A 23,276-nucleotide genomic window follows, 5' to 3' on the forward strand; every position below is an offset into this window, starting at 1 on the left:
TCCACGCCCTTTGTAGTCCGAGGCCCGGCCCCGCAAGGCGCCGGGCCTTTTTGATGAAGGCAATCGACCATGACCGACTATCGTAGCCGGCAAGACGTCCAGCCCGGGCCGCCGCCTGCACCGAGCCGGGGCGAGGCCTTTCGCTACTGGCTGAAACTCGGTTTCATTTCGTTCGGTGGCGCCGCCGGGCAGATCGGGATGATGCACGAGGATCTGGTCGAGCGGCGGCGCTGGGTCTCGGAGAAGCGTTTTCTGCATGCGCTGAACTACGCCATGGTCCTGCCGGGTCCCGAGGCGCAGCAGCTGGCAACCTATCTGGGCTGGCTGCTGCATGGCACCTTGGGCGGCTTGATGGCCGGACTGCTGTTCATCCTGCCTTCGCTGTTCCTGATCGCCGGGCTGTCATGGGTCTACCTGGCCTTTGGCGATGTACCTGCGGTGGAAGCGGTGTTCTACGGTATCAAGCCGGCGGTGGTCGCGATCATCGCCTATGCCGGCTGGCGCATCGGTGGACGGGTGCTCAATAACGGCCTGCTGTGGCTAATGGCGATCGCCGCCTTCCTGGCCATCTTCGCGCTCAACATCCCGTTTCCCTACATCATCATTACGGCAGGAATCCTCGGCTGGCTGGGCAGCCGCGTCTGGCCGGAACGCTTCCAGAATGGCGGATCTCACGGGGCCGGCAATGTTGAATCGCGTGGCCCGGCAGTGGTGAATGACGACACGCCGCCCGCCCCCTGGATGCAGTTTCGCTGGTCGCGGGTGATTCGCTTTCTGGTGGTGGGTCTGGGGCTGTGGGCCGCCGTGTTCGGGGTCCTGCTCACGGTGTTCGGCTGGGACGCCACGTTGACCCGCATGGGGCAATTCTTTACCCAAACGGCGCTCGTGACCTTCGGTGGGGCCTACGCGGTCCTGCCCTATGTCTACCAGGGCGGGGTGGAGACCTATGGGTGGCTGAGTCCCACGCAGATGATCGACGGGATCGCACTGGGGGAGGCCACGCCCGGGCCGCTAATCATGGTGGTCACGTTCGTGGGCTTCATTGGCGGCTGGACCCAGGCCTTCCTGGGTCCGGATCAGGTCTTTCTGGCGGCCGTGCTGGGTGCGTTGGTCGCGACCTTCTTCACCTTCCTGCCATCATTCCTGTTCATCCTGGTCGGCGCACCGCTAGTCGAACGCACGCGCGGGGATCTGCACTTCACGGGACCGCTGACCGGCATCACCGCCGCAGTGGTCGGGGTGATCGTGAACCTCGCGGTGTTCTTCACCTGGCACGTGCTGTGGCCGGGCGGCTTTGACGGCGCCTTCGAATGGTTCTCCGCCCTGCTGGGCATCGCCGCCTTCATCGCCCTGGCCCGCTTCCGGGTCGGGATCATCCCGCTGATCCTCGCCTGTGCGGGGCTGGGGGCGGGCTTCCAGCTCGCGTTCTGATCGCGGGCAGACGCCTCAGACGACGCGGCCTTCGGGTTGCGCGTCCGGATCCCGGTGCAGGGTGGTCAGGTTGGCCACGGTGGTGTCGGCGATGTTGGTAAGCGCCTCGTGGGTCAGGAATGCCTGGTGGCCGGTGACCAGCACATCGTCGCGCTGCATCAGCCGCGCCAGACGCCGGTCCGGCAGACCGGCCAGCGACCAGTCGTGGAAGAACAGCCCCGCCTCGGCCTCGTAGACGTCCAGCGCAAATCCGCCCAGCTGACCCGAGTCCAGCGCGACCTCGGCGGCATTGGTATCCACCAGCGCCCCGCGCGCGGTATTGATCAGAAAGGCCCCGCGCGGCATCCGCGCCAGGGTGTCGGCATTGATCATGTGCCGGTTCTCCGGCGTCATCGGACAGCTCAGGCTCAGCACCCAGGACTCGGCCAGCAGCGTATCCAGGTCCCGATACTCCACCCCCGCCGCCTGCAGTTCCGCATTCGGGTAGGGGTCGTGCGCGAGGACGCGGCAGCCAAAGCCGAGCATGATCCGCGCGAAGGCCTGGCCGATGCGTCCAGTGCCGACCACCCCCACGGTGCGCCCGACGAGATCGAAGCCTGTCAGGTGGTCAAGGCGAAAATCGCCGCGCCGAGTCCGGTCCCAGGCCCGGTGCACCTGACGGTTCAGGGTCATCAGCAGGGCGACCGCATGCTCCGCGATCGCGTTCGGCGAGTAGGCCGGCACCCGCCCCACGCGCACCCCGCGCTCGCGGGCCCGCGCGACATCCAGGTTGTCGTAGCCGGAGCAGCGCAGCGCCACCACATGGACACCCTGGTCCGCCAGCCCGTCGATCACCCGCCGGTGCAGGTCGTCGTTGGTGAACACGCAGACCGCATCCGCGCCCCGCGCCAGGTGCACCGTCTCCGCAGTCAGGCGCTCGGCGTACACCACCGGCACCATTCCGGCGGACACCAGAGCGGGTACCAGGGACTCGCGATCATGCTGCTGGATACTAAAGACGGCGACCTTCATCGGTTCTCCCGGGTGTTGTCTGGATTCCGTCCCAGCATAACCGGGAAGGGGCCCCTTCGGGATGGATCACGATCCAGGGTTGGCGCACTATAATTTCAGCCACGGTCGCCCATCGAACGAAGGTCGATGCAGGTTGCGGCGAGCGTTCGAGGATGACCCATGCACGTGATCGCACCACAAGTCGTGGATACGCTGATCCGCCTGCTGGCCGGCGACGGCTACGAGGTGGTGGGTCCGACGCGGCGCGACGGGGCGATCGTCTACGATCGCGTGCAAGGCCTGGATGACCTGCCGGCGGGCTGGGGGGACGAGCACGCCCCCGGCCACTACCGCCTGCGCGAGCGTGACGACGCGGCCCTGTTCGGCTACGTGGTCGGGCCGCATTCCTGGAAGAAGTACCTGTTCCCGCCCGAGGAGACCCTGTTCCGGCTGACCCGCCAGGCGGACGGCAGCTTCGTGACCGAGCCGGGCGAGCCGGCACCGCCCCGGCGCGCGTTCATCGGCATGCGTGCCTGCGAGCTGGCGGCGATCGGCGTGCAGGACCGGGTGTTCCTCGGCCAGGCGGTGCAGGACCGCGGCTATGCGGCGCGGCGCCGGGACGTGTTCATGGTCGCGGCCCACTGCGCGGAACCCGGCGGCACTTGCTTCTGCGCCTCGATGGACACCGGGCCGCGCGCGCGGGAGGGCTTCGACCTGGCCCTGACCGAGGTGATCGACGGCGCCACGCACTTCCTGGTCGTCGAGGCCGGGAGCGAGGCGGGACGCGCGATGTTCGAGCGGCTGGAACCGCGCCCCGCCAGCGCTGCCGAACAGGCGGCGGCCGAACGCGTCTGGGCCGAGGCCCCAGACAAGATGGGCCGGCAGATGCCGGGCGACGCGCGCGAGGTGCTGAACCGAGCCTTCGAGCACCCGCGCTGGGAGGAGACGGCCGAGCGCTGCCTGTCCTGCTCCAACTGTACGCTGGTCTGCCCCACCTGCTTCTGCTCGCAGGTCGAGGAGGTGCCCGATCTGGAGGGCCAGCGCACCGAGCGCGTGCGGCGCTGGGACTCCTGCTTCAACCAGGAACACTCGCATCTGGTCGGCGGGCCGCATCGCGACTCGGTAGCCGCGCGCTACCGTCAGTGGATCACCCACAAGCTCGCGACCTGGCACGATCAGTTCGGCACCTCCGGCTGCGTCGGCTGCGGGCGCTGCATCACCTGGTGCCCGGTGGGGATCGACATCGCCGAGGAGGTCACCGCGGTGCGCCGCGACCCGGAGGGCCGGGCATGAACGAGCTCCTGGCGATCCTCGAAGACCAGCCGTTCTTCGCCGACATGGAGCCGGAGCACCGGCGCCTGCTGGCGGCCTGCGCCGCGAAGCTCAACTACCCGGCGGACACGCGGCTGATGCGCGACCACGAACCGACAGAGACCTTCTGGCTGATCCGCGAGGGCCAGGTCGCGCTGGAGAGCCCGCTGCGCGAAGGCTGCGTGACCTTCCAGACCCTGGGGCCCGGCGACATCCTCGGCTGGTCATGGCTGCTGCCGCCGTATCGCGCCAGTTACGACGCCCGCGCCCTGAACGAGCTGCATACCCTGCGCTTCGATGCCGGCGTGCTGCGCGAACACATGGAGGCCGATCCGGCCTTCGGCTACATGCTGATGAAACACTTCTCCGCGCTGATCGTGCAGCGGCTGCAGGCCGCGCGATTGCAGGCGCTGGACATCTACAGCCACGGAGGGCCCGGGCATGGCACCTGAGACCCTGCAGCCCCGCACCGACAGCGCCCTGCCGGAACAGGCGATGGCGCCGCAGCCCTGGCGCATCCGTTCGGTGCGGCCGGATGTCGCCAGCAACGAGGTGTTCAGCTGGACGCTGTACCCCGAACCGGGGGTGGAGCCGGGGCCGCTGCCGACCCCCGGGCAGTTCAACATGCTCTACCTGTTCGGCGTGGGCGAGGTGCCGATCTCGGTGTCCGCGATCACCGCGGACGGCGGCATCGTGCACACCACCCGCGCGGTGGGCAGCGTCACCCGCACGATGCAGGATCTGGGGCCTGGCGCGGTGGTCGGCCTGCGCGGCCCGTTCGGTACCGCGTGGCCGGTGGAGCAGGCCCGAGGCCGCGACCTGGTGCTGGTTGCCGGCGGCATCGGTCTGGCCCCGCTGCGCCCGGTGATCCATGCGGCGCTGGAACGGCGCGACGACTTCGGCCATATGGTGATCTGCTACGGCGCCCGCTCGCCCGGGGACATGATCTTTCGTGACGAGCTGGAGGCCTGGGGCGCGCGCGACGATCTCGACCTGCGCATTACCGTAGACCGCGGCACCGCCGCATGGCGCGGCGATGTTGGCGTGGTCACCCAGCTCGTTGATCGCGGCGGCTTCGACCGCCGCAACACGCTGGCGATGACCTGCGGCCCGGAGGTGATGATGCGCTTCGCCGCCGCCGCGCTGGAGCGCCGCGGGCTGAAGCCGGAAGACATCTTTGTCTCCATGGAGCGCAACATGCGCTGTGCGGTGGGCTTTTGCGGGCACTGCCAGATCGGGTCGCAGTTCGTCTGCCGCGACGGACCCGTGTTTCCCTACCCGGTGATGGAGCCGGCCTTCCGGATACGCGAGCTATGAGACGGGAACAACCCACCCTGGCGGTGTTCAAGTTCGCCTCCTGCGATGGCTGCCAACTCTCGCTGCTCGACTGCGAGGACGAGCTGCTGGCGGTGACCGACCGGATTCAGCTCGCACACTTTCCCGAGGCCACGCGCACTCGCATCGACGGGCCCTGGGACCTGACGCTGGTGGAGGGCTCGATCACCACGCCGGAGGCGGCCAAGGAGATCCGCGAGATCCGCCGGGCCTCGAAGTTCCTGGTGACCATCGGCGCCTGCGCCACCACCGGCGGCATCCAGGCCCTGCGCAATTTCGCGGACGTCGAGGAATTTACCCGCCAGGTCTACGCCCACCCGGAATACATCGAGACCCTGGCCACCTCGGATGCGATCAGCCAGCACGTGCCGGTGGACTTCGAACTGCGCGGCTGCCCGATCGACAAGTACCAGCTGCTGGAGGTCATCAGCGCGTTCCTCTACGGCCGCCGCCCGCAGGTCTCCAGCGCCAGCGTCTGCGAGGAGTGCAAGCGGGCGGGGCAGGTCTGCGTGATGGTCGCCCACGGCACGCCGTGCCTCGGCCCGGTCACCCACGCCGGTTGCGGCGCGCTGTGCCCCGGCTGTCACCGCGGCTGCTACGGCTGCTTTGGCCCCAAGGAGACCCCGAACGCGCCCGGCCTGTCCGGGCAGCTGGAGGCCCTCGGCATGGAGCGCGCCACCCGCGTGCGCTTCTACCGCACCTTCAATGCCGGCGCCGACGCCTTCCGCGAGGAGAGCGAGCGCGAAGAATCAGGAAACGGACCATGAGCGAGACCCGCACCATCGAAGTCGACTACCTCGCCCGCGTGGAGGGCGAGGGCGCGATGTACGTGCGCACCGAGGGCGACCGCGTGGAGGAGGTGAAGCTGTCGATCTTCGAGGCCCCGCGCTTCTTCGAGGGCTTCCTGCGCGGGCGCGACTTCCGCGAGGCCCCGGACATCACCGCGCGCATCTGCGGCATCTGCCCGATCGCCTACCAGCTGGGCGCCTCGCTGGCGATGGAGGACGTCTGCGGCGTGACCGTGGACGGCGTGCTGCAGGACCTGCGCCGGCTGGCCTACTGCGGCGAATGGATCGAGAGCCACGCCCTGCATGTGTTCATGCTCCACCTGCCGGACTTCCTTGGCTATCCCGACGCGGTCACCGCCGCGAAGGACCACCCCGACATGGTGCGCAACGGCCTGCGCATCAAGAAGATCGGCAACTCCATCCTGCGCCTTTTGGGCGGGCGCGAGATCCACCCGGTCAACCTGCGGGTGGGCGGCTTTTACCGCACCCCGACCCCGGACGAGGTACGCGGCCTGCGCGACGAACTCGCCTGGGGCCTGGAGGCTGCCGGCGAGGTCGCCGAATTCCTCGCCACCCTCGACTACCCGAACCTGGAGCGCGACTACGAGTTCGTTTCGCTGGTACACCCGGACGAATACCCGATCACCCACGGCCGGCTCGGCTCGAGCAGTGGTCTGGACGCCGTCATCCGCGACTACGACGACGTCTTCACCGAGGAGCACGTGGCCCACTCCAACGCCCTGCACAGCCACCGCTCCGACAGTGGCGAACCGGTGTTCATGGGCCCGCTGGCGCGCTTCGCGCTGAACCGCGAACGTCTTACCCCGCGCGCCGCCGAACTGGCCGGGCGCGCCGGGCTGGGCGCGGCCTGCCGCAACCCGTTTCGCAGCATCCAGGTGCGCATGCTCGAGATCGTGCTCGCCTTCGAGGAGGCCCTGCGTCTGGTCGACGGCTACCGGGCCGCACCGGCCCAACCCGCGCTGCCGGTCACCCCGCGCGCCGGCACCGGCTTCGGCGCCACCGAGGCCCCGCGCGGCATCTGCTACCACCGCTACCGCATCGACGACGCAGGCATCATCACCGACGCCAAGATCGTCCCGCCCACCTCGGTCAACCAGCCCACCATCGAGGCCGACCTGCGCGAACTGGTGCAGACCCACCTCCACCTGCCGGACGACGAACTGCGCCACCACTGCGAGGTCGCCATCCGCAACTACGACCCCTGCATCTCCTGCGCCACCCACTTCCTCGACCTCACCGTCGAGCGCCAGTGAGCGGGGGCATGGATCGCGCGCACAAGGGGCCGCTGGTCATCGGCATCGGCAACCCCTGGCGCGGCGACGACGGCATCGGCCACGCGGTGGTGGACGCGCTGGTCGACACCCCGGGCCTCGCCACCGCGAAAAGCCACGGCGAACCCGCCGAACTGATGGAGCTGTGGCAGGGCCATGATCCGGTGATCCTCGTGGACGCCATCGTCACCGGCGCCGCCCCCGGCACACTCCACCGCCTGGACGCCCGCGAGCCGCTGCCGCGCGGCGCCCGCTACTCCTCCCACGGCATCGGCCTCGCCGAGGCCGTCGAACTGGCCCGCTCCCTGGGCGAGCTGCCGGACACCCTCATCGTCCACGGCATCGAACCGACGTGCCTCAAGGACGCCGCCGATCTCTCGCACGAGGTCCGCGAGTCCATTGCCTCAGCCGTCTCCCGAATCACCGACGACCTCGCGGCGGCCATGCACGGGCAACCTCCGTGCACCAACAGAGCAGGGTCACAGCACTCGAACTGATTGAACGTGCTGGCGAAAGACGCGATATGGAGACCGCTCAGGACCTTGGAGGGCCGGCTATGGTGGCCAAATGGCGGGTCAAGGTGACCTGCCGGCGACAGTCTGGAGCCCGGGGCGCTGTCAGCGTCCCTCGAACGCGGCGAGGATTTCGGCCTCCAGCAGGGATTCATCGCCGCTGTGGCGAGGGGAGAAGTGGAACGGGATGACCCGCCGCGCACCGGCCTCGCGGGCCAGCTGACCCGCCTGACGCGCGGTCAGATGGGCCGTGGTGGCGGCACGCTGTCCCGCGGCGTGGAGGAACGGGGCCTCGATGTAGAACAGGTCCGCGTCCCGGGCCAGTTCCACAATGACGCGGCGGTTGGCCTCGTGGAAGGCGACATCGGTCACGTAGGCGATCTTCTGCCCGCGAGTCTCTTGCAGTACCTCCCGGCGCAGGCGCCCGAGCGGGAGTTCGCGCCGATGCTCGCCGTGGCGGTCGTGCCAAGCGACCTCCACCAGGGTGTCGTCCGCCGCCTGCTCCCGCACCAGGCGCTTCAGGTGCGCGAGCCACGGACCGGTCGGCAGGCCGAGGGCCTCGAGTCGGTTGCGCCAGACGTTGATGTGGGTCTTCTCCTCCAGCACAAAACCGAGACAGGGGATGCCGTGATCCAGGTGCACCGCACGGATGCGGAAGCCGGGTTCGTCGAGCAGTACGCCATCGTCGGGTGCCGGCGGAGTGGCGTCCTCGCGGCGAAAGCTGTCGCCGGAACGAAACCGTGCGCGGGCATGGCGACCATCGGCGCCGAACTCGGTTACCTCGAACACCAGTTCGGTCGCGTAGTGGTGCAGCAGATTCCAGGTGTAACCCTGCAGGTGGTGGCCGGCACGCTCGATCAGACCCGGCGGTCCGTACAGCCGCAGGTGCGCATCGCGGCCCAGTAGCAGCCGTAACAGGGTGTCGAAGCCGATGAAATGGTCCATATGGGCATGCGAGACGAACACGTCCGACAGGCGCAGGACCCGGCGCGGAGGCAGGCGACTCATCTCGCCAAGGTCGAACAACAGCGCGCGGCGCTGGAACAGGCAGTCGATATAGAGCGCCGGGTCGCCGCAGGGTCCGTTGACCAGATGGGGGTGGAACAGTGGCGTCACCAGCGAACCCCCTCGCGAATGGCCCCGACATGGCCTTCGGGGCCTTTTGCTCCAGTGTCGCAGGAACCGCTAACCGGACGAACCGGGGTTGGAGTTCGGCAACCGGCTGAACGGGGACGAGAATGCACAGCCACGACGACGTTCAGGCGCTTGGAGGCGCGGTTTCGGCGTTGCAATGGGGCTCCACGATGCCCTGCGAACGAGAGGCCGGACCCGGGCTCACGGGCCTGGCAGGCGGTAGCCCAAGAGGATCCGCCAGCACAACGGAACCGCAGCATCGGGCGCGCCCGTTTTCGTCAACAACGGGCGGCCGGGCGCCTGCTGGCAATGGCTTGTGTGGTTGGCACCCCAGGTTTCCCTAATGGTGTGCGGAAACCGCAGCCGCAAACTCGCCGCAAAGCTCGTGGGTGGCCGAGTGGGAAATGTCTCCGAGGGACAGCATGCCCACCATCCGCTTGTCCTTGTTCATAACCGGCAGACGGCGGATCTGGCGCTCTTCCATAAGGTGTACGGCGTGTTCGAGGTCATCGTCCTCGAAGCAGTAGATGATCCCCGCTGTCATGACATCACGCGCCGTTAGGGACGCCATCTCTTTGCCCTCGGCGATGCCACGGCAGACGATGTCACGATCGGTCAGCATGCCGATCAGGCGATCGTTCTCGCCAATCGGGACTGCGCCAATATCCTTCTCGCGCAGGAGCTTTGCGATTTCGATGATGGACGTATCCGGAGCGCACCACTCCACTCCGCGGTGCATGGCTGATTTGATGTCCATGGCCCTGACCTCGCTGTATGAGTAATTACTCTTGTATAGCCAAGGCTTAGGGCACTGGCCAGGCGAATAATTTCATCATTCGGGCGAAGCGGAGGAATGGGCTCCGAACGACGAGGTCGATTGAGAAGCCCACAGCCATTCGACCGAGGACGGACCCGGGGGAGACACTGAATTAATCGCGCGTGCCCGCTCGGACGGCTCGGCGCACCCCTCACGACCGCACCAGGACTCCGCGGCGTGAAGCCCCGGGCGGTACTGGCATTCCCTGGCTCAGATGTGACCCAGCGCCTCCATGGCGCGCGCCACCTTGACGAAACCGGCGATGTTGGCACCCACCGTGTAGTTGCCGGGTGCGCCGTACTCCTCGGCCGTCTCGTGGCAGGTCCGGTGGATGTTGGACATGATCTCCTGCAGGCGGGCCTCGGTGTGTTCGAAGGTCCACGAATCCCGGCTGGCGTTTTGCTGCATCTCCAGGGCGCTGGTGGCCACACCGCCGGCGTTGGCCGCCTTGCCGGGCCCGAAGGCGATTCCGGCCTCGCGGAAGGTCTGGATGCCCTCCGGCGTGACCGGCATGTTGGCGCCCTCGGCCACCGCAATGCAGCCGTTCTCGACCAGCGTCTTGGCATTCTTGCCGGTCAGTTCGTTCTGCGTGGCACAGGGCAGGGCCACTTCGCAGGGGATATCCCAGATACAGCCGTTCTCGGTGTACTTCGCGCTCTTCTTGCGCTCGGCATAAGCACTGATCGGGCCACGCTCGCGTTCCTTGATCTGGCGGACCAGCTCCAGGTCCAGACCGTTCTCATCGAGCAGCACCCCACGCGAGTCGGAACAGGCAACCACCCGGGCGCCCAGTTGCTGGGCCTTCTGGGTCGCATAGATGGCCACGTTGCCGGCCCCGGAGATCACCATGCGTTTGCCGTCCAGCGAGTCATTGCGGGCCTTGAGCATGTCCTCGGTGAAGAATACGGCCCCGTAGCCGGTGGCCTCGGTGCGAGCACGGCTGCCGCCCCAGTCCAGACCCTTGCCGGTGAATACGCCGGACTCGAAGCGGTTGGTCAGGCGCTTGTACTGCCCGAACATGTAGCCAACCTCGCGCTGGCCCACACCGATGTCGCCCGCGGGGACGTCTGTGTATTCGCCCAGGTGGCGGTACATCTCGGTCATCAGGCTCTGACAAAAGCGCATGATCTCCGCGTCGGAGCGGCCCTTGGGATCGAAGTCGCTGCCACCCTTGCCGCCACCGATCGGCAGTCCGGACAGGGCATTCTTGAACACCTGCGAGAAGCCCAGAAACTTGATGATCCCCAGGTATACCGACGGGTGAAAACGAATGCCTCCCTTGTACGGCCCCAGGGCACTGTTGAACTGCACGCGGAACGCACGATTGATGTGCAGCTCGCCGCGGTCGTCCTGCCAGGGGACACGAAAGATGATCTGGCGCTCGGGCTCGCAGATCCGCTGAATGATCTTCAGCTCGGCGAATTCCGGGTACTTCACCAGGACCGGGCCCAGCGTATCCAGCACGCCGTGTACCGACTGGTGGAACTCCGTCTCGCCCGGGTTGCGGTGCAGGACTTCCTGATAAATGGGTTCAAGCTTCTCGTCGAGACTTCCGTTCATTGGGTCGTATCCTGATGGTCAGATTCACGCGAATTTAGGCGCGGAGCAGCAGGAAAACAATCCCGACCGCCCCATGCCGGGGCTGCGCGGCTGTCGCGCCACCCGCTTGACCGACTCTCGGGCCGATGGGCGTCTGCGGGAAGCCTGGAGGCGCCCGTGGGGCGCGGAAGCGGACTCACTCCGAGACGCGGTCCCGTTCGGGCGCGGGCGGGGTCGCGCGGGAGGAGACGCTGAGGGCGGTGACCGTGACGAGGATGAGGGCCATCCCGATGATCTGAACGATTGCCAGGCTTTCGTGCAGGATCACGACCCCGAACAGCGTGGCGGTGACCGGCTCGATCATCGCCACGATAGAGGCCACGGCGGGCGCGGTCGTCCGGAGCCCGTTGATGTAGAACGCGAACGACAGGCCCGCTCCAAACACGCCCAGCGCGGCGAACAGCGGCCAGTCCGTGGTAGTCAGGACTGCGGCCATCTGCGTGTTGTCGCCCGGCAGCATCAGCAGGATCACCAGCACGCCGAAGGCAATCGTAAGGATCGCCTGCGGGCTGCCATGCTGGCCCGCGTACTTGAAGCCAAAAATGAAGATCGCGTAGGACAGGCCCGCCAGCAGGCCGGCACCGGCACCGATGAGCGTCACGCCGCCGGCTCCGGTGTCGTAGATCTGGGTGAGCAGGACGATGCCGACCATGACCATCGCGATGGCCACCAGCTTGAGCGTGGTGGGGGTTTCCAGCTTCAGAGCGAAAGAGATGATGTAGACAAACACCGGGGCGCAGTACATCAGCGTGGCGGCAACCGCCACACTGCCATGCGCGATGCTGAGAAAGTAGAACGCGAAGTTACCGGCCACGCCCAGACCGGCCACGGCCGACCAGAACCACATCTTGCCGCTCCCCAGCCCGCTGCCGCCCGGGCGCCAGGCGAGCCAGATCAGTACGAACAGCAGGCCGATGGCGCCGCGGTAGAACGAGACCACGAAGGCATCCCAGCCCTCGGCCATGAGGATGCCGCCAATCCCGCCGGACAGCCCCCAGAAGAAGGCCGCCAGCACCACCAGTCCCACACCCAGGCCCATCAATAGCTCCCTTTGTTTCGTTGTATGCAACGGGCCGTCATCGGGGACGGAACAAGGCCGAGGTTCTCGGGCCACCTGCCCGTCCGCTGGCTGGGAAGGCGCCGGCATCCCGCTTGGAGCCCCTGCAGGATACGTGCCCTGAAGGGCGCGTCCAGAACCACGGTACCCTGCCAGGCCTTTGGCTGCTCTGCTGGCGGGGCATGAGGCGGCTACGACACGGCTTCCTCGATCCGCTGGCTCACGCGGTCGGCGACCTTGCCTCTCACCACGACCGCGTCGGCTCCCGCCTGGCGCGCGGCCTTCAGCATCGCGCCTTCGACGTGGGGGCCAAAGGCCAGGATGGAGGCATCGGGACAGCGTTCGCGCCAGTTGGCCACGGTGTCCACGTCGCGGGTCGCCAGGTCGACCACCACCAGATCGGGGCGCTCGGCCCCATCGCCACTGGTGACCGTGGCCCCGGCCGAGCGCCAGCGGGATTCGAGGCGCACGCGGGTCATCAGGTCCGGGGTATCGAGGTGGATGTGCATGGGCGTCTCCGGCGGAAGGGGTCTGTCACCTGGATGCACAGCCTCGCGCACGACGGGCAGGCGCACCAGAGGCGCCATGCAGGGCAGCGAATACAAGGGCCCGGAGAATATCGGTGCCCGTGCGGTTGAGCGCACCCCCGGGTTGGAGGAAGCTTGGGGAAGACACCGACAGCGCTGGCGCACCGAACCCAAGGAGTCGAGATGCACGAGTTTTCGTTGATGGCCGACCTGATGCGCAAGATCGAGCATGTGGCGGCGGACAATAACGCCGAGCGGGTGACCCGGGTGCGGGTGTGGCTGGGCGCGCTGTCGCACATCACGCCGGAGCACTTCCGCGAGCACTTCGAGGATGGCACCCGCGGCACGCTGGCCGAGGGCGCCGAGCTGGAGGTGGAGACCTCGGATGACGAGACCCACCCCGAGGCACAACAGATCCTGCTGCGGAGCCTGGACGTGGCGTGAACACGGCCACGACACGCACCCCGGCGCGGGAGCGCTGGCGCCTGGTTGTCACCGGCCGGGTGCAGGGCGTGGGATTCCGGCCATTCGTCGCGGCGCTGGCAAAACGCCTGGCGCTGACCGGAACGGTCGGCAACACGCCCGCGGGCGTGGTGATCGAGGCCGAGGGGGACGCGGCCAGCCTGGATGCGTTTCGTACGGCACTGGTGCAGGAGGCGCCGGTGGCCGCGCGGATCGATGGCATCTCTGTCAGCCCCGGAACCCCCACCGGCGCGGCCGGCTTCCGGGTCACCGCGGGGCCGAACCGGGGCGGTGCCCCCGCCCTGGCCCCGGACCGTGCCCCCTGCCCCGACTGCCTGGCCGAGATCCGCGATCCGACGGCGCGGCGCTACCGCTATCCGTTCACCGCCTGCACGGCCTGCGGCCCGCGCTGGAGCATTGCCACGGGACTGCCCTGGGATCGTGCCAGCACCACCCTTCACGACTTCCCGCTGTGCCCGGCCTGTCGGGCGGAGTTCGAGAACCCCGTAGACCGGCGCTTCCATGCCGAGGCGATGGCCTGCCCAGACTGCGGGCCAAGGCTGGTACTGCGCGCGCCGGACGGTACCAAATGCGCCACCGGTGATGCGGCGCTGGACGCCGCCATGGCAGCCCTGCGCGCGGGGCAGATCCTGGCCCTGAAGGGCGCGGGCGGGTTCCAGTTGCTGGCGGACGCCACCTGCGAGGAGGCCATCGCCCGCCTCCGCGCGCTCAAGCAACGCCCGGAAAAGCCGCTGGCGGTGCTGCTGCCGGACGGCGACTGGCTGGGGCGTCTGGCCCATGTATGCGCTGCGGAACGGGCACTGCTGGACAGCCCGGAGTCCCCGATCGTGCTGGTGGATCGCAAGATTGGCGCGCCGCTGGCCGGCAACATCGCCCCGGGGCTGAACCGCCTCGGACTGATGCGATCCGCTACACCCCTGCATCAGCTGCTGCTGGACGCGCTGGGCACCCCGCTAGTCTGCACCTCCGGCAACCGCAGCGGCGAACCGCTTTGTATCGACGGCGAGGAGGCGGTGGCCCGGCTGGGCGGGATCGCGGATGCCATCCTCGACCACAACCGGCCGATTGCGCGGCCGCTGGACGACAGCGTGTTCCAGATCGCGGCCGGGCAGCCGCAGTGCCTGCGCCTGGGACGGGGAGCCCTGCCCCTTCGTATCCCGATGGGGCAGCCCGGCCCGGTCACGCTGGCGCTGGGCGGCCATCTGAAGGCGGCACCGGCGCTGGCCCTGAACAGCGAGGTCGTACTCGGCGCCCATGTCGGCGACCTCGACAGCGATCAGGCCCTGCGCCGCCTCGACACCGAGGCCCGCGCGCTGGCCGGGCTCTGCGGCGCGCAGATCGAACGCATCGCCTGCGACCGGCACCCGGACTATGCCTCCACGGCACTGGCCGAGCGCTCGGGCGCGCCGGTCTTCCCCGTGCAGCACCACCACGCCCATGCCGTGGCCTGTCTGGCCGAGCACGGGGTACAGGACCCGGCCCTGGCGCTGGTCTGGGACGGCGCGGGGCTGGGTGCCGACGGGACGCTCTGGGGGGGCGAGTGCCTGACCGTGGGCGCCGATGGCGACTGGCAGCGTCTGGGTCACCTGCGCCCGTTCCGCCTGCCGGGGAGCGAGGCCGCGATCCGCGAGCCGCGACGCGCGCTGCTCGGGCTGCTGCATGCGCACTTCGCGGGCGATACGGCGGCCCTGGCGGCCAGCCCGGTCCGGGCGCTGTTTAGCGATGCCGAGTGGGCACCCCTGCTCCGCGCCCTGGATCGCGGGGTCAATGCGCCCTGGACCAGCAGCGTCGGGCGGCTGTTCGATGCGGTGGCGGCCCTGACCGGGCTGCGCACCGGTGCCGGCTTCGAGGGGCAGGCCGCGATGCTCGTGCAGCAGGCGGCGGAGGCCTCACCGAGAGCAGCGGATGCCCCGGATCTGGTGCTGGATAACGCCATGCCCTGGCAGGCGGACTGGACCCCGCTGATCGCCGCCCTGCTGGCCGCGCAGGCGGCCGGTGCCACCCCCGGGGCGATCGCCGCACGGCTGCATAGCGCACTGGCGCGGTTCGCGGTCGCGGCTGCCCAGGCGGGCGGGCGCGAGACCGTGGCATTGACCGGCGGATGCTTCCAGAATCGGCATCTGCTGCAATGCTGCGTGGCGGCCCTGTGCGACGCCGGCTTTCGCCCGCTGTGGCCACGGGCCGTGCCGCCCAACGATGGCGGACTGGCGCTGGGCCAGGCGGTGGTCGCGCGCCACGCCGCACACCCGGCCCGACCGGAAGGAGGAGACTGACCCATGTGCCTTGCGATCCCCGGCCTTATCGACGCGGTGGAGGGCGACGACCCGCTGTTCCGCCAGGCGCAGGTCCGATTCGGCGGGGTTGCGCGCACGGTATCGCTCGCCTGCACCCCGGAGGCCGGGCCCGGCGACTACGTGCTGGTGCATGCCGGCATCGCGATCGCCACCATCGACGAGGCCGCGGCCGAACGCACCCTGGCGGCGCTGCGCGCGATCCCCGAACACGAGCCGCCCACCCCGGAGGGCCCGTGAGGCACCTGGACGAATACCGCGACCCGGCGCTGATCCTGCAGCAGGCGGAGGCGATCCGCGCGGCCTGCACCCGGCGCTGGACGCTGATGGAGGTCTGCGGCGGCCAGACCCACGCGATCCTGCGCCACGGGCTGGACGACCTGCTGGCGGATACGGTCGAGCTGCTCCACGGGCCCGGCTGCCCGGTCTGCGTGACCCCGACCGAGACCCTGGACCAGGCCGTACTGCTGACCCGCCGCCGGGAGGTGATGCTGTGCACCTTCGGCGATATGCTGCGCGTGCCCGGTGCGCTGGGCGACCTGAACGCCGCGCGCGCGGCCGGCGGGGACGTGCGCGTGATCTACTCGCCGCTGGATGCGGTCGCGCTGGCGCGCGAACACCCGCAGCGCGAGGTGGTGCTGCTGGCGGTGGGCTTCGAGACCACCGCCCCGGCCGCCGCGATCACGGTACTGCAGGCCGAGGCCCTGGGGCTGTCCAACCTGTCGCTGCTGGTCTCGCACTCGCTGGTGCCGCCGGCGATGGAGGCCCTGCTGACGGACCCGGCCCACCGCATCCAGGGCTTTCTGGCCGCCGGGCATGTCTGCACCGTGGAGGGGGCGGCGGCCTATCAGGCGATCGCCGAGCATTTCCGGGTGCCCATCGTGGTGACGGGCTTCGAGCCGGTGGACCTGCTGGCCGGCATCCGGGCCTGTGTGGAGCAGCTGGAACGCGACGAGGCCCGCGTCGAGAACCGCTACGACCGGGCCGCCCGCGACGACGGCAACGCGGCCGCACGCGATGCGGTCAGCCGTGTGTTCGAGCCGGTGGAACGCGAGTGGCGCGGCATGGGCCGCCTGCCCGCCAGCGGGCTGGGCCTGCGTCCGGCCTACGCCGGCTTCGATGCCGTCGCGCGTTTCGGGATCGCCTCCCCCGCGACCGGCGCGGACGGGCCCTGCATCGCCGGCGAGGTGCTGCGCGGGCTGCGCCGCCCGACCGACTGCCCGGCCTTCGGCCGCGAGTGCACCCCGAACACCCCGCTGGGCGCGCCGATGGTGTCCTCCGAAGGGGCCTGTGCCGCCTACCTGCACTACCGGGGCGGGGCATGACCACGGAGGTGGTCCGCCTCGCGCATGGGGGCGGGGGTCGGCTGCAGGCGAAGCTGCTGGACGAGGTGATCCTGCCGGCGCTGGGCAGCCCGGCCCGCGGCGCCCCCGATGCGGCCGTGCTCGACGCACCGGACGGACGCCTGGCGCTGACCACCGACAGCTTCGTGGTGCGGCCGCTGTTCTTCCCCGGCGGCGACATCGGCCGCCTCGCGGTACACGGCACGGTCAACGACCTGGCGATGGCCGGGGCGCGGCCGCTGTGGCTGACGCTGGGGCTGATCCTCGAGGAGGGGCTCCCGCTGGAGGATCTGCGGCGCATCCTCGCCTCCGTAAGCGCGGCTGCCGAAGAATGTGGTGTGCAGGTGGTGGCCGGCGATACCAAGGTAGTCGAGGCCGGACGCGGCGACGGGGCCTATCTCAACACCAGCGGCGTGGGCGTCGTGCCGGAGGGGGTGCGGATCGCACCGGATGCGATACGGCCGGGAGACGTGCTGCTGGCCAGCGGCGATCTGGGCCGGCATGGCGTCGCCATCCTGGCCGCGCGCGAGGATCTGGGGCTGGACCCGCCGATCCCCAGCGACAGCGCCCCGGTCGCCGGGGCAGTGGCCGCGCTGCTGGCAGCCGACGTGCCCGTGCATGCCCTGCGCGACCCCACCCGCGGCGGCACAGTGGCTGCGCTGCAGGAACTGGCGGACGCCTCCGGCTGCCGCCTGGTGCTGGACGACGCAGCCATCCCGGTGCGCGAGGACGTGCGCGGGGCCTGCGAGATCCTCGGGCTGGACCCGCTGCACAGCGCCTCGGAGGGCCGCTTCCTGGCCGCCGTGCCGGAACCCACGGCCGAACACGCCCTGAGCGTACTGCGATCACGACCGGAGACGGCCGGTGCCGTCGCCATCGGCCAGGCCGAGGCGGGCGAGCCCGCGGTCATCCGACGCCTCGCGACCGGCGTGGAACGCCGGGTGATCCTGCCAGCCGGCGAGCAGTTGCCCCGCATCTGCTGAGGGACCACTGAAACCGCCCGATGGAGTCTGACAGAGACACGGGATGACGGGCATGACGGCGGCGCCCGCCGGACGTTATGGTGAAACTCACGGTTCAGTCAGGAGAAACCCACGATGTCGATGCGCCCGTTGATTCCCGCATTCCTCGCGCTCGCCAACAGCCCCGCCCTCGCCCACCCGGGGCACGGCCATGGCGACGGCTTCTCTCTGCTGCACTACCTGAGCGCCCCGGAACATGTGGCAGGACTGGTATTGCTCGCTATGGTCGGCGGGGGCATTGTCGGCTGGTGGCTGCGCCGCCGAAGCCGTGACAACCGCCAGGACTGATCCAGGCGCCCCGCGCGTTCATGCGCCGGCTTCGAGCGGCCACCAGTAGCGCTGCTCGAAGTCCCGGTCCCGGTCCCGTACCGGCACCGACTGGAAGCCGACCCGGGCGAAAAAGCCGGCCGCCGACGTCTGCGCCTTGACCAGCACACCGTCTACATCCGCAGCGCGGGCGGCCTCCTGGCAGGCCACTACCAGTTGCCGTCCGACACCCGTACCACGGGCGGTGCGGGCCACGTACAGGCCGTGCAGCAACAGACCCGCCGTCACGCCCTCGGGCAGGTCGCGGGCACCTACCGATTCCCAGGTCGCCACACCGACCACCTGTCCGGCCTCCTCCCGCACGACGGCGTCCAGGAACATCAGATCGGCCTCGGTGTAGCGATAGGCCGGCAGTGCCAGCCGGCGTACCCGCTCCGGCAAGGGCCAGTCCTCGATCGCCTCGGCGACCAGCTGATTGATCGCCCCCAGGTCCTCACGGCAGGCGGGGCGCAGGCCCGAACTCTGGACAACGCTGGCGGCCATCGGACACCCCTTATTCGGCACGGTTCCTGCTGGGACCACGAGAGGGGTCAGGAGTGCCCCATGCCGAGGGCTTCACGACAGCGACATGTGCGATCAGAGATAATCACGCCGCACCGAAAAGAGACGACAGCGCACCATGACGGAACTGAAAAAAGCCATCGAGCACCAGCGCGAATATCTGGAAGCCCGGCTACAGGAGCCGCTGGCCGAAATCGCAGCCCGTATAAGCAAGGCCTGGCCGCGACGCGAGGCACTGGATTCGATCCTGGAAGAGGCGATCCGGCAGATCCCGGAAGCCACGTTTGTCTATGCCCTGAACACCGAGGGCATCCAGCTATCCGACAACATCTCGCGCAGCGGCGTGCTGCCGGAGCACTTCGGTCGCGACCGCTCGCAGCGCCCCTACATGAAGGAGGCGGTGCCAGCCGAGGGCTTCCTGCTGTCGGAGGCCTACATCAGCCTGCTCGGACGCCGCCCTTCGCTCACCTCGCTACAGCTGGTGCGCGACGAGAACGGCACGGCTCTCGGGTTCCTCGGCGCGGATTTCGACCTGCGCAACCTGCCGGATCTGTCGGAGGATCTCTACGAGGAACCGAACGAGTGGCGCCAGATCAAGGGCGACCCGTCCATCCGCGGCACCCTGTTCCTGCAGAGCCGCACCGAGAGCCTGATGGACCAGCACATCGACACCGCGCTGGCCATCCTGGAAGAGCTGTTCACCGAGCGCGGCGTATTCCAGGGCGTGTTCCACTTCTCCAGCTCGCGGGCGACGCTCTGGACTACGGAGGACCCCTACCGCTACCGCATCCTGACCCATGAATCCCTGGCCGACCCCGATGTCTGCCTCGCCTTTCCCCACGAGCCTTACCCGGAGGAAGCGCTGATCCCGAAAGAGTCCGTGGGCCGCGTGCTCGAAGGGCTCAAGGCCCTGCGCTTTGCCGACGAGACCATCTACCTGCGCTCGGCCTCGGTGAACCTGTTCAACGGCATGGTCAGCCTGACTTTCTCCTGCGACGGCTCCCACTACATGACCTGGGACGACTTCCTCGGCCGCTCCATCGACTTCTGGATCGGCGCCACCGGGTAGGAAACGCCCTCTCGCGCTGACAGCGACCCGTCGCCTGGGCCATGATGGTCTCGGAGCCAGGTGCGGGGACAGGGGATGGAGACCGCGGTAGCCAAGGAAATCGGCGGGCGGCGCGAGCAGCAGGACGCAGCCGGTGTATGGACCTGCCCGAATACCCGGTGCGCGTTGCTGGTCGTCGCGGACGGCATGGGCGGGCACGCGGACGGCGCTCAGGCAGCCCGGATGGCCATCGCCACCGCCGAGCGCCTGTGGCACGACTGCGACGGTCGCCCGGAGGACCCGGCGGCACTCCTGGAGCGCCTCTTTCGCGAGGCCCAGGCCGCCCTGCACAACCCCGGCGCGGCACCCGGCGAACAATCCGGGACCACGCTGGTGGCGCTGTATGTCGGGCCGGAGCGGGCCTGGTGGGCCCACTGCGGCGACAGCCGTCTGTATCACTTCGAGGGGGAGCGCCTGATCGCCCGCACGCGGGACCACACGCGGGTGCAGGCGCTGGCGGATGCCGGCGAGATCCGCGAAGAAGACATGGCAACCCACCCGGAACAGAACCAGCTCCTGCAGGCCCTGGGCGTGGTCGATCCGATCCGGGTGAAACATGGCGAGGCCTCGCTAACGCCCGATAGCCGCTTCCTGCTGTGCTCCGATGGGTACTGGGAACAGCTGGACCCCGAGGAAAGTGCTCAATGGATGAGTCAGCCGGATCTTCAGGCCGCCTGTACGCAGACGGCCGCCCGCGCGGCACAGCGCGGCGGCGTGCATGGCGACAATGTGGCCATCGCCGCCTGGCGTGCACAGGCCATGACCACCCCGGCTCGGCGCCACCTGCGTGCCGCCATCCGGCCGCTACTGCCGGGGGCCCTGCTCCTGCTCGCCGTCCTTGCAATCCTCTTCTGGCCTCTGGACTGAACATGACGCGTCTTGCTGTCGGGGCAGCATTGCCCCTCGTCGCCCTGCTGACCGGCTGTGCAATGCTGGGAGTCGAAGGAGATGAACCGGCCACCGAGGCGCCCGAGGTGTCCGAAGAGGCCTCTGCAGAAGGCCCCGTGGCGGCGGAAGACCTGACCATCGCGGAGATCATCGAGGCCCTGCAGGAAGGGGACATCGAACGGGCGGACCCGGCGCTGGACCGATTCCTGGAGGGCGAGTCCGGTCACCGGGTCGCGCGCAGCCTGCGCGCGCAGCTGGATGCGGACCCGCGCGAGGAACTGGGCTCGGCCTACTTTACGCATACGGTAGAGCCGGGCGAGACACTGGGCCAGCTGGCCCGGCAGTACCTGGGCGATGCCAATCGCTTCCTGATCCTCGCGCGTTACAACGACATCGAGCGCCCATCGCGGCTACTGGCCGGCCAGCGCCTGCGCATACCGGAGACCGCCGCGCGCGAGGCCCCCGCCGCCAATGCGGAGAGGCTCGACGAGCAATTGGCGGCCCTTGGGGGACGGGACGACGAAGAGGCCTACCTGCGCGCGATCGAGGCCGACCTGGAGGCGGGGCGTTACGGAGAGGCGCGCGACGGTGTCCGGCAGGCGCGCGCACAGGCCGGCAATGGCCTTCGGGGGCAACGACTCGACGAGCTGGAACGCGCGGTGGACGGCCGCTACTGGGAGCAGCGCGGGCACGCGGCACGGGATGCGGGTGACCCCGAGGCCGCGCTGGCCGCCTACGACCGGGCGTTGGAGGCCGACTCCGGGCGCGCCAAGGCCCGGGAGGCGCGCGAGGAACTGCGCGAACAGCGCAAGGACGAGCTGCATTCGGCCGCCATCCAGCGTTATCGCAACCAGGACCTGGACGAGGCGATTGCCCTGTGGGACAAGGCGCTGGAGCTGGACCCCGAGTTCGAGGCCGCTCGCGGATACCGCCTGCGGGCCCTGGAACTGCAGCGCCGCCTGGAACGGCTGGGACGCTCGGAAGAAGGCGCCTCCTGAGCCGGTCAGACCCCGTATTCGGCGCGGTAGGCGCGCAGGGCCTCGAGGTGTTCGGGGGCGCGGCCGGTCTGCTCCAGCATCTGCACCAAGTCTCCCAGCCGAGCCACGCGCACGACCTCCAGGCCCAGCTCGTTCTCGACCTCCTGGATTGCCGAACGCTCGCCGCGGCCGCGCTCTTCGCGATCCAGGGCAATGGCTACCGCCACCGGCGTGGCGCCCGCCGCGCGGATCAGCTCCACCGATTCACGGATGGCAGTGCCGGCGGTGATCACGTCGTCCACGATCAGAACGCGCCCGGCCAGCGGCGCCCCCACGATGTTGCCGCCCTCGCCATGGTCCTTGGCCTCCTTGCGGTTGAAGGCCCAGGGGCGATCCATCTCGTGGTCGCGGTACAGCGCCTCGGTGACGGCCGCGGCCAGCGGGATGCCCTTGTACGCCGGGCCAAACACCAGGTCGAAGGCGACACCGGAATCGACGATCGCCTGTGCATAGAACTCGCCCAGGCGTACGAGATCGGAGCCCCGATTGAACAGGCCGGCATTGAAGAAATACGGGCTTACCCGCCCCGACTTCAGTGTGAACTCGCCAAAGCGCAGGACATCGCGTTCCAGGGCATAGTCGAGAAAGGCATGGGCGGTCATCGTGGGGCTCCGGTCGGAAAACGCCGTATTCTGACACAGGCGGGGCTGGATTCATCATGCCAGCCCTTTCCTGCACGCGCGCGCGCCGGTATCGTTCCCGGCCATGCGCATACTCTCGATGAACGCCAACGGCATCCGTGCCGCCGCCCGAAAGGGCTTCTTCGACTGGCTCCCGACGACCGAGGCCGACGTGGTCTGCATCCAGGAGACCAAGGCCCAGATTCACCAGATTCAGGGCGAGCCTTTCCATCCCCCCGGCTACCACTGCGCCTATGTGGATGCGGTCAAGCCCGGCTACAGTGGCGTGGCCCTGTACAGCCGGCGTCAGCCGGACGAGGTGATCACGCGCATTGGCTTCGAGGAGGCGGACAACGAGGGCCGCTACGTGGAGATGCGCTTCGGGGACCTGTCCGTGGTGTCGCTCTACCTGCCCTCGGGTTCCTCGGGGGACCACCGGCAGGATTCGAAGTGGCGGTTTCTGGACTTCTTCCGGCCCTGGCTGGCGGAGCGCATGCAGGACGGGCGCGAGTGGGTGATCTGCGGCGACTGGAACATCGCCCACAAGGAGATCGACCTGCGCAACTGGAAATCCAATCAGAAGAACTCGGGCTTCCTGCCCGAGGAGCGGGCCTGGCTGGATCACCTGTTCGACGAGATCGGGATGGTGGATGTATTCCGGCGGTTGGACGACCGACCCGAGCAGTACACCTGGTGGTCCAATCGCGGCCAGGCCTGGGCGAAGAACGTGGGCTGGCGCATCGACTACCAGATTGCCACCCCCGGCATCGCGGAGACCGCGCGGGCCCCGTACATCCATACGGACGACCGCTACTCCGATCACGCCCCGTTCTGGATCGACTATGACTACACCCCCTGATCGT

Annotated in this window: 25 protein-coding genes; 17 read left to right on the forward strand and 8 right to left on the reverse strand. The window is 69.0% G+C overall.

Features of this window, described 5'->3' with window-relative positions:
- Nucleotides 1–69: 69 nt before the first annotated feature.
- Nucleotides 70–1,431 (forward strand): chromate efflux transporter, encoded by a 1,362-nt coding sequence (gene chrA / locus G015_RS0101665; RefSeq protein ID WP_018994480.1) that lies wholly within the window; start codon nucleotides 70–72, stop codon nucleotides 1,429–1,431.
- A gap of 15 nt (nucleotides 1,432–1,446) precedes the next feature.
- Here the strand turns inward: chrA and G015_RS0101670 are convergent, their stop codons facing one another.
- Complete coding sequence (locus G015_RS0101670; protein ID WP_018139822.1) at nucleotides 1,447–2,442, reverse strand: 2-hydroxyacid dehydrogenase; 996 nt, start codon at nucleotides 2,440–2,442, stop codon at nucleotides 1,447–1,449.
- 159 nt (nucleotides 2,443–2,601) lie between these two features.
- Here G015_RS0101670 and G015_RS0101675 point away from each other — a divergent pair, with 159 nt between their 5' ends.
- From G015_RS0101675 to G015_RS0101700, 6 genes are read left to right on the forward strand one after another with little or no spacing between them, the layout of a single operon-like run.
- Nucleotides 2,602–3,714, forward strand: coding sequence for a sulfite reductase subunit A (locus G015_RS0101675; protein WP_020146061.1), 1,113 nt, complete (start codon nucleotides 2,602–2,604; stop codon nucleotides 3,712–3,714).
- Entirely contained in the window at nucleotides 3,711–4,184 is a 474-nt protein-coding gene (locus tag G015_RS0101680) for a cyclic nucleotide-binding domain-containing protein (protein ID WP_020146062.1), read from the forward strand. Before G015_RS0101675 ends, G015_RS0101680 begins: the two co-directional genes overlap by 4 nt.
- Nucleotides 4,174–5,049: an FAD/NAD(P)-binding protein gene (locus G015_RS0101685; protein ID WP_020146063.1), complete on the forward strand. Its 876-nt coding sequence runs from the start codon at nucleotides 4,174–4,176 to the stop codon at nucleotides 5,047–5,049. Before G015_RS0101680 ends, G015_RS0101685 begins: the two co-directional genes overlap by 11 nt.
- Nucleotides 5,046–5,834, forward strand: coding sequence for an oxidoreductase (locus G015_RS0101690; RefSeq protein ID WP_018139818.1), 789 nt, complete (start codon nucleotides 5,046–5,048; stop codon nucleotides 5,832–5,834). The genes G015_RS0101685 and G015_RS0101690 overlap by 4 nt, the downstream gene beginning before the upstream one ends.
- Nucleotides 5,831–7,129, forward strand: a complete 1,299-nt coding sequence (locus G015_RS0101695; RefSeq protein ID WP_020146064.1) for a Ni/Fe hydrogenase subunit alpha — start codon at nucleotides 5,831–5,833, stop codon at nucleotides 7,127–7,129. The genes G015_RS0101690 and G015_RS0101695 overlap by 4 nt, the downstream gene beginning before the upstream one ends.
- Before the next feature lie 8 nt (nucleotides 7,130–7,137).
- Entirely contained in the window at nucleotides 7,138–7,644 is a 507-nt protein-coding gene (locus G015_RS0101700; RefSeq protein ID WP_020146065.1) for a hydrogenase maturation protease, read from the forward strand.
- A gap of 120 nt (nucleotides 7,645–7,764) precedes the next feature.
- Here the strand turns inward: G015_RS0101700 and G015_RS0101705 are convergent, their stop codons facing one another.
- The 5 genes from G015_RS0101705 to G015_RS0101725 all read right to left on the reverse strand — a co-directional run bounded on the left by G015_RS0101705 (nucleotide 7,765) and on the right by G015_RS0101725 (nucleotide 12,775).
- Nucleotides 7,765–8,775 carry an MBL fold metallo-hydrolase gene (locus G015_RS0101705; protein WP_020146066.1) on the reverse strand — a complete coding sequence of 337 codons (1,011 nt, stop codon included), beginning with the start codon at nucleotides 8,773–8,775 and terminating at the stop codon, nucleotides 7,765–7,767.
- 358 nt (nucleotides 8,776–9,133) lie between these two features.
- A complete protein-coding gene (locus G015_RS0101710; RefSeq protein ID WP_018175115.1) occupies nucleotides 9,134–9,550 on the reverse strand; it encodes a CBS domain-containing protein in 417 nt (138 codons plus the stop codon).
- A 270-nt stretch (nucleotides 9,551–9,820) separates the two neighbouring features.
- Nucleotides 9,821–11,170, reverse strand: a complete 1,350-nt coding sequence (gdhA, locus tag G015_RS0101715) for an NADP-specific glutamate dehydrogenase (RefSeq protein WP_018175114.1) — start codon at nucleotides 11,168–11,170, stop codon at nucleotides 9,821–9,823.
- Between the two features lie 175 nt (nucleotides 11,171–11,345).
- Nucleotides 11,346–12,248 (reverse strand): DMT family transporter, encoded by a 903-nt coding sequence (locus tag G015_RS0101720; RefSeq protein ID WP_018649162.1) that lies wholly within the window; start codon nucleotides 12,246–12,248, stop codon nucleotides 11,346–11,348.
- Nucleotides 12,249–12,457: 209 nt separating this feature from the next.
- Entirely contained in the window at nucleotides 12,458–12,775 is a 318-nt protein-coding gene (locus G015_RS0101725) for a hypothetical protein (protein ID WP_020146067.1), read from the reverse strand.
- A gap of 201 nt (nucleotides 12,776–12,976) precedes the next feature.
- On the opposite strand from G015_RS0101725, the gene G015_RS0101730 reads away from it, so the two are divergent.
- From G015_RS0101730 to G015_RS0101755, 6 genes are all read left to right on the forward strand, one after another.
- Complete coding sequence (locus G015_RS0101730) at nucleotides 12,977–13,237, forward strand: hydrogenase maturation nickel metallochaperone HypA (RefSeq protein WP_018139810.1); 261 nt, start codon at nucleotides 12,977–12,979, stop codon at nucleotides 13,235–13,237.
- Nucleotides 13,234–15,549 (forward strand): carbamoyltransferase HypF, encoded by a 2,316-nt coding sequence (gene hypF, locus G015_RS0101735; RefSeq protein ID WP_020146068.1) that lies wholly within the window; start codon nucleotides 13,234–13,236, stop codon nucleotides 15,547–15,549. Before G015_RS0101730 ends, hypF begins: the two co-directional genes overlap by 4 nt.
- A gap of 3 nt (nucleotides 15,550–15,552) precedes the next feature.
- Nucleotides 15,553–15,807, forward strand: a complete 255-nt coding sequence (locus tag G015_RS0101740; RefSeq protein ID WP_018139808.1) for a HypC/HybG/HupF family hydrogenase formation chaperone — start codon at nucleotides 15,553–15,555, stop codon at nucleotides 15,805–15,807.
- Nucleotides 15,804–16,892, forward strand: coding sequence for a hydrogenase formation protein HypD (gene hypD, locus G015_RS0101745; protein WP_018139807.1), 1,089 nt, complete (start codon nucleotides 15,804–15,806; stop codon nucleotides 16,890–16,892). Before G015_RS0101740 ends, hypD begins: the two co-directional genes overlap by 4 nt.
- The gene (hypE, locus tag G015_RS0101750) at nucleotides 16,889–17,893 is read left to right on the forward strand and encodes a hydrogenase expression/formation protein HypE (protein ID WP_020146069.1); all 1,005 of its coding nucleotides are present in this window, start codon (nucleotides 16,889–16,891) and stop codon (nucleotides 17,891–17,893) included. The genes hypD and hypE overlap by 4 nt, the downstream gene beginning before the upstream one ends.
- A gap of 114 nt (nucleotides 17,894–18,007) precedes the next feature.
- On the forward strand, nucleotides 18,008–18,220 hold the full coding sequence (locus G015_RS0101755) for a hypothetical protein (protein ID WP_018139805.1): 213 nt from the start codon (nucleotides 18,008–18,010) through the stop codon (nucleotides 18,218–18,220).
- An 18-nt stretch (nucleotides 18,221–18,238) separates the two neighbouring features.
- On the opposite strand, the gene G015_RS0101760 is transcribed toward G015_RS0101755, so the two are convergent.
- Nucleotides 18,239–18,742, reverse strand: a complete 504-nt coding sequence (locus G015_RS0101760) for a GNAT family N-acetyltransferase (RefSeq protein ID WP_018175104.1) — start codon at nucleotides 18,740–18,742, stop codon at nucleotides 18,239–18,241.
- A 136-nt stretch (nucleotides 18,743–18,878) separates the two neighbouring features.
- On the opposite strand from G015_RS0101760, the gene G015_RS0101765 reads away from it, so the two are divergent.
- The 3 genes from G015_RS0101765 to G015_RS0101775 all read left to right on the forward strand — a co-directional run bounded on the left by G015_RS0101765 (nucleotide 18,879) and on the right by G015_RS0101775 (nucleotide 21,754).
- On the forward strand, nucleotides 18,879–19,829 hold the full coding sequence (locus tag G015_RS0101765) for a PDC sensor domain-containing protein (protein WP_018139803.1): 951 nt from the start codon (nucleotides 18,879–18,881) through the stop codon (nucleotides 19,827–19,829).
- A gap of 75 nt (nucleotides 19,830–19,904) precedes the next feature.
- The gene (locus G015_RS0101770; protein WP_020146070.1) at nucleotides 19,905–20,735 is read left to right on the forward strand and encodes a PP2C family serine/threonine-protein phosphatase; all 831 of its coding nucleotides are present in this window, start codon (nucleotides 19,905–19,907) and stop codon (nucleotides 20,733–20,735) included.
- A gap of 2 nt (nucleotides 20,736–20,737) precedes the next feature.
- Nucleotides 20,738–21,754: a LysM domain-containing protein gene (locus tag G015_RS0101775; protein WP_038038491.1), complete on the forward strand. Its 1,017-nt coding sequence runs from the start codon at nucleotides 20,738–20,740 to the stop codon at nucleotides 21,752–21,754.
- 5 nt (nucleotides 21,755–21,759) lie between these two features.
- Here the strand turns inward: G015_RS0101775 and pyrE are convergent, their stop codons facing one another.
- Nucleotides 21,760–22,395 carry an orotate phosphoribosyltransferase gene (pyrE, locus tag G015_RS0101780; RefSeq protein WP_018649156.1) on the reverse strand — a complete coding sequence of 212 codons (636 nt, stop codon included), beginning with the start codon at nucleotides 22,393–22,395 and terminating at the stop codon, nucleotides 21,760–21,762.
- A 103-nt stretch (nucleotides 22,396–22,498) separates the two neighbouring features.
- Between pyrE and G015_RS0101785 the strand changes: the two genes are divergently transcribed.
- Entirely contained in the window at nucleotides 22,499–23,272 is a 774-nt protein-coding gene (locus G015_RS0101785) for an exodeoxyribonuclease III (RefSeq protein ID WP_018862862.1), read from the forward strand.
- The last annotated feature ends 4 nt before the right edge of the window (nucleotides 23,273–23,276 follow it).

This window comes from Thioalkalivibrio sp. ALJ15, assembly GCF_000383695.1.
In the GTDB taxonomy this organism is placed as follows: Bacteria; Pseudomonadota; Gammaproteobacteria; order Ectothiorhodospirales; family Ectothiorhodospiraceae; genus Thioalkalivibrio.